Origin of the sequence: Mycobacterium sp. (genome assembly GCF_049802695.1) — a bacterium.
GTDB lineage: Bacteria > Actinomycetota > Actinomycetes > Mycobacteriales > Mycobacteriaceae > Mycobacterium.
On the sequence record NZ_JBARMY010000417.1, the window covers coordinates 1 to 2797 of the forward strand.

Consider the following 2797-nt stretch of genomic DNA (forward strand, 5'->3'; position numbering starts at 1 on the left):
GTCGTACAGCGCTTTGCCGAAGCCCTTTTTTTGGGCTTCCTTTACCAGTTGTAAGTGCACATTTTCGACGACTAAGTAACCGTCGGCATCGCGGGAGAACTTCTGCTCACAAATTCCGACCAACTCGTGTCCATGGCCATGAAAAAGTCCCCACTGGTGGCCAAGTGGAGGTCGCCACTGGTGGCCAGATAAAAGTCCCCACTCCGTGTTCGTCGTGTCGATCAGGAACTGCGGGCCCCGGTGGTGACGGTGAAGGTGCCAACCACTCATCGCCACCACCGGGGAGTTCCATTGAAGTCTGCGAGGGACCGCATGGACATCATTTCTGCCTATCAACAGGTCGGGTCGTACCGGGCTGCCGCGCAGCTGTGCGGCACTACCCACAAGACCGTCAAACGGGTCGTGGAGAAGTTCGAGGCCGGCGAGACCGCATTGCCTCGTGCTGAGCGGGCTCGTAACTACGATGCGGTCGCCGAGCTGGTCACCGAACGGGTGAAGAAGTCACAAGGTCGGATGTCGGCCAAGCGGATGTTGCCAATCGCCCGGGCTGCCGGCTATGACGGTTCGGGCCGTAACTTTCGCCGCCTGGTCGCCGAAGCGAAGACGTTGTGGCGCAACGAGCATCACCGGGGACGCCGCCCGGCGGTGTGGTCACCGGGTGAGTATCTGGTGATCGACTGGGCCGAAGCAGCACCGGGGCTGTTTCTGTTTTGCGCGGTACTGGCGTTCTCCCGGTGGCGCTTCGTCGCGTTCGCCACCGATCAACGGGCATCGACGACTTTGGCGTTGATCGCCGAAGCACTCGCCGGGATCGGTGGTGTCCCGGCCCGGGTGCTGGCCGACCGGATGGCGTGTCTGAAGGGCGGCGTGGTCGCCAACGTCGTCATACCGACACCCGAATACGTCCGCCTGGCCAGCCATTACGGCTTTGCACCGGACTTCTGTCATGCATCTGATCCCGAATCCAAGGGCATCGTGGAGAACTTGTGTGGCTACGCCCAGCGCGACCTGGCGGTGCCGCTGCTCACCGAGGCCGCGATCACCGGCACTGGTGTCGACGTGCGGGCGGCCAACGCCGCGGCCAGGACGTGGTGCGCCGAAGTCAACGCGGCCGTGCACTCGGAGATCCGCGCAGTCCCCGACGAGCGGCTGCGCATCGAACGTGAAGTGCTGCAATTACTGCCGTCGCTGCGCCTGCAGATCGGGGCGCCCTCGGTGATCCGCAAGGTCGACCGACTGTCCTGTGTCCGGTACGCCTCGGCCCGCTACTCAGTGCCCACCCGGCTGATCGGGGCCCGCGTCGCCGTGGTACTCGATCACGGCGCAGTCTGCCTCGTCGAACCCAGCACCGGGCTGATCGTGGCCGAACACGAACTCGCCGCCCCCGGCACCGCCTCCATCCTCGACGCGCACTACGACGGACCACGGCCGGCGCCGAACCGGGGCCCTCGGCCGCGAACCACGATCGAGCAGCAGTTCTGCGCACTGGGCGAAGATGCCCAGGCGTTCCTGGTCGGGGCTGCTGCGATTGGCAACACCCGCCTCGGTGCTGAGCTGGAGATCCTGCTGGCACTGGGCGCTGCCCATGGCGAACAGGCATTGGTGGCGGCGCTGCACCGGGCGGTGGCCTTCCGGCGGTTCCGTGCCGCCGATGTCCGCTCGATCCTGGCCGCCGGCGCGGGAACACCCCAGCCCCGCCCCGCCGGTGATGCGTTGATCCTGGACCTGCCAGTCGCCCCGACGCGTTCGCTGCACGCCTACACGATCACCCCGGCCGCCGATGGCGGTGTGAGTTCATGACAACCACACCGGCGAAGGCATCTAAACCCATTGCACCGCTCTCTATTCCAGCACTAGCCGCTGATCTCGATGCGGGGTTGCGGCGGCTCAAACTCGCAGCGGTCCGGCGCACCGCCCCCGAAGTCCTGCTCACCGCCAAGACGCAGCGCTGGACCCCCGAGGAAGTGCTGCGGACTCTGGTCGAAACCGAACTGGCTGCCCGAGATGCCGCCAACATCATCAACCGGCTCAAGGCCGCTGGTTTCCCGGTCACCAAGACACTGGAGTCCTTCGACGTGGCTGCCTCCTCGATCCAGCCCAAGGTGTTCGACTACCTGTCCAGTCTGGAATGGGTTCGTGCACAGACCAACCTGGCGATCATCGGACCGGCTGGGACCGGCAAGTCTCACACCCTGATCGGTCTCGGGATAGCTGCGATCCACGCCGGGCACAAGGTCCGCTACTTGACCGCCGCCGACCTCGTCGAAACCCTCTACCGCGGCCTGGCCGACAACACCGTCGGCAAGATCATCGAATCCCTGCTGCGCGTCGACCTGATCATCCTCGACGAACTGGGCTTCGCCCCGCTCGACGACACCGGAACCCAACTGCTGTTCCGTCTCGTCGCCGGCGCCTACGAACGCCGATCCCTGGCGATCGGCTCGCACTGGCCGTTTCAAGAGTGGGGTCGCTTCCTGCCCGAACAGACCACCGCCGTCAGCATCCTCGACCGCCTCCTGCACCACGCCACCGTCGTCATCACCGACGGCCAGTCCTACCGCATGAAGGAAGCTCAGCACCGAAAGGAGAACACCTGAACCAACCCGAACTACCGCACGGGGTGGGGACTTTTATCTGGCCACCACCGGAGACTTCTACTTGGCCATTGACACCTGCGACTATCTTTTGAGACCGTCACATGTGGTCTCTTTCGAGACGTCCAGGCAGACCAAGCCCACCGGAGCCATGGCATCGCTTCTGCCCAGGTGATCTGTCCGATCGGCGGTCACGCTTCTCG

Annotated in this window: 3 protein-coding genes; 2 read left to right on the plus strand and 1 reads right to left on the minus strand. The window is 64.7% G+C overall.

The window, feature by feature from the left end; all coding sequences use genetic code 11:
* Positions 1-279 (minus strand): hypothetical protein (locus WA317_RS16965; RefSeq protein ID WP_425174136.1); only part of this gene is annotated, 279 nt, incomplete at its 3' end.
* Positions 280-291: 12 nt separating this feature from the next.
* Between WA317_RS16965 and istA the strand changes: the two genes are divergently transcribed.
* Together istA and istB are read left to right on the plus strand one after the other, a co-directional pair.
* Positions 292-1800: an IS21 family transposase gene (istA, locus tag WA317_RS16970; protein ID WP_425174137.1), complete on the plus strand. Its 1509-nt coding sequence runs from the start codon at positions 292-294 to the stop codon at positions 1798-1800.
* On the plus strand, positions 1797-2597 hold the full coding sequence (istB, locus tag WA317_RS16975) for an IS21-like element helper ATPase IstB (protein ID WP_425174138.1): 801 nt from the start codon (positions 1797-1799) through the stop codon (positions 2595-2597). Before istA ends, istB begins: the two co-directional genes overlap by 4 nt.
* The last annotated feature ends 200 nt before the right edge of the window (positions 2598-2797 follow it).